This window comes from Bradyrhizobium sp. NAS80.1 (genome assembly GCF_001908205.1).
Taxonomy (GTDB): Bacteria; Pseudomonadota; Alphaproteobacteria; order Rhizobiales; family Xanthobacteraceae; genus Bradyrhizobium.
This window is the reverse complement of record NZ_LGHL01000365.1, coordinates 1-2541: the sequence shown is the minus strand read 5'-3', so window position 1 is coordinate 2541 and position 2541 is coordinate 1. Positions and strand designations below refer to the sequence as shown.

Here is a 2541-nt window from a genome sequence, read left to right as displayed (position 1 = left end):
TCAGCGACGGCGAAGCCGCCCGCCGCCTCGCCCTCGGCGGTGTCGGCCTCGCCCGCCTCGCCCTCTTCCACATCGGCCCCGACATCGAATCCGGCCGCCTCGTGCCGGTTCTGCAAGGCTACAATCCCGGCGACCGCGAAGACATCCACGCCGTCTATGTCGGCCACACCGCGCCCCTGCCCGCGCGCGTGCGCGCGTTCATCGACTTCCTGGCCGAGCATGTGCGGATGAGCGATCCCGTGCTGAAGCGCACAGGGGACGGGAGGTGGAGGGTGGCTGAAGGACGATGAGTGGAAGGCCGATCGCGCTCGTGCTCCGGCTGTCGCGACGACGGCTAGTCCAGAATGCTCTTGTAGTGCTCGGAGAAGACATCGCGGCCGATGATCAGCCGCATCACTTCGGAGCTGCCCGCCAGAATCCGATTGACGCGCGCATCGGTGAACATGCGGCTGATCGGATATTCATCCATGTAACCTGCACCGCCATGTAGCTGCACACCGAGATCCAGCATCTTCCACTCGACTTCCGACGACATCATCTTGGCCTTGGCGCCCATGTTGCTGGTCAGGCGGCCCGCATTATGTTCGGCCACGCAGTGATCGACATAAACCTGCACGAGGTCGATTTCGGCATCCATCTCCGCCATGCGGAACTGGGTATTCTGCTGTTCGGCGAGCGGTTTGCCGAACAGCTTGCGCTCCATCACATAGGCGCGCGTGATGTCGAATGCCTTGCGGCCATTGGCGATCGAGCCGACCGCGGAGATCAGCCGCTCCTCGGCAAGGCCTTCCATCAGATAGTAGAAGCCGCTGCCGGGCTCGCCTAGAACGTTGGCCTTGGGAACCTTCACGTTCTGAAAGAAGAGTTCGGCCGTATCCTGTGCCGGCATGCCCATCTTCTTGAGATTGCGGCCGCGCTCGAAGCCTTCCATGCCCCGTTCGACGATCAGGAGCACCATGGCATGCTTCTTCTCGGCGCCGGCGAGCCTGGCTGCCACGATCACCACGTCGGAGTTAATGCCGTTGGAAATGTAGGTCTTCGAGCCATTGAGCAGGAAATGATCACCCTTGTCCTCCGCCGTCGTCCGCATGCCGGCGAGGTCCGAGCCCGCGCCAGGCTCGGTCATGGCGATGGCCAGGATCGTCTCGCCGCTGACGCATTTGGGCAGGAATCGATCCCGCTGCTCGTCGGTGCCGAAACGCTTGAAATAGGAGCCAACCAGGCGGCTGTGCAGCGTATTGAACCAGCCCTTGCAGCCGGAGCGCGCGGTCTCCTCGATGATGATCTGCTCATAGCGGAAGTCCGCATCGCCCATTCCACCGTATTTCTCCTCGGGCCAGATCATCAGGAAGCCGAGGTCGCCGGCCTTCTTGAACGCGCTGCGATCGACGATGCCGGCCTCCCGCCACTCCTCCATATGGGGCACGATCTCGCTGGCAAGGAACTTCCGGTAGGATTCGCGGAAGATGACCTGATCTTCGGTAAAGCTGCGCATCATTCACCCAATAGCGCTGTCAAGCGACGTGGATACCGGCCGGCGTGCGGCACGGATACAGGAATTCAGAGCGTCGGTTCTGCTTCAATCGAAACCGACGCTCCGTTATCGAAACAAATCGACGCCTTACTTGCCCTTCCAATTCGGGGCACGCTTTTCGGCAAAGGCAGCCGCGCCCTCGCGGGCATCTTCGGACACGAAGACAGGAGCGACGATCTCCTGCTGCTTCTTCCACATCTGGTCTTCCGGCCAGAGCCGGGATTCGACGATCACCTGCTTGGATGCCTTCACGGCGAGCGGGCCATTCGCGCCGATCGCTGCTGCAAGCTCAAGCGCGACGTCGAGGGCCGGGCCATCGGTCACGCGGTTGATGATGCCGAGTTCGTAGGCGCGCTCTGCGCCGAAGAATTCGCCCGTCAATGCATACTCCATCGCCACACGGAACGGCATCTGACGCGGCATGCGGATCAGCCCGCCGGCCGCGGCGGCCAGCCCGCGCTTCACCTCGGGGATCCCGAACTTGGCGTTGCGGTTCGCGACGATCATGTCGCACGACAGCGCGAGCTCCATCCCGCCGGCGAGCGCGAAGCCATCCACCGCCGCAATCAGCGGCTTCTTCGGGGGCGCCTCGGTGAGGCCGGCGAAGCCGCGACCGGGGATCGACGGCCGCTCGCCTTTCAGGAACCCTTTGAGGTCCATGCCCGAGCAGAATGTGCCGCCGGCCCCAGTGATGATACCAATGCCAAGCGCATCGTCGGCGTCGAGCCGGTCAAGCGCCGCGGCCACGCCCTTGGAGAGGGCGAGGTTGGCCGCGTTCTTGGCTTCCGGCCGGTTCAGCGTGATGATCAGAATGGGTCCGCGGACTTCGGTCAGGACCGGAGTTTCTTCGGACATCGCTTTCTACTCCTGTTGCTGTGCGCAATCGCCTGGAGTGCCGCTCCGATGGAATCGGAACGGGACTCTGGATTTTTATTTTGACGCGTTTTCTTCACGTGAACCGGTATCCACTTCGCTCGAAAACGCTCTAGCGCGGGGCCATGCGGATG

At 62.8% G+C, this 2541-nt stretch carries 3 protein-coding genes; 1 reads left to right on the top strand and 2 read right to left on the bottom strand.

Translation table 11 applies throughout. The features are described 5' to 3' along the window. The coding region (locus AC629_RS43485) for a LysR substrate-binding domain-containing protein (RefSeq protein ID WP_245332200.1) at window positions 1-290 on the top strand (290 nt) is incomplete at its 5' end. 44 nt (window positions 291-334) lie between these two features. On the opposite strand, the gene AC629_RS43480 is transcribed toward AC629_RS43485, so the two are convergent. Together AC629_RS43480 and AC629_RS43475 are read right to left on the bottom strand one after the other, a co-directional pair. Then, window positions 335-1498 (bottom strand): acyl-CoA dehydrogenase family protein, encoded by a 1164-nt coding sequence (locus AC629_RS43480; protein WP_245332199.1) that lies wholly within the window; start codon window positions 1496-1498, stop codon window positions 335-337. 123 nt (window positions 1499-1621) lie between these two features. Beyond that, window positions 1622-2389: a crotonase/enoyl-CoA hydratase family protein gene (locus tag AC629_RS43475; RefSeq protein WP_084810733.1), complete on the bottom strand. Its 768-nt coding sequence runs from the start codon at window positions 2387-2389 to the stop codon at window positions 1622-1624. Window positions 2390-2541: the final 152 nt, after the last annotated feature.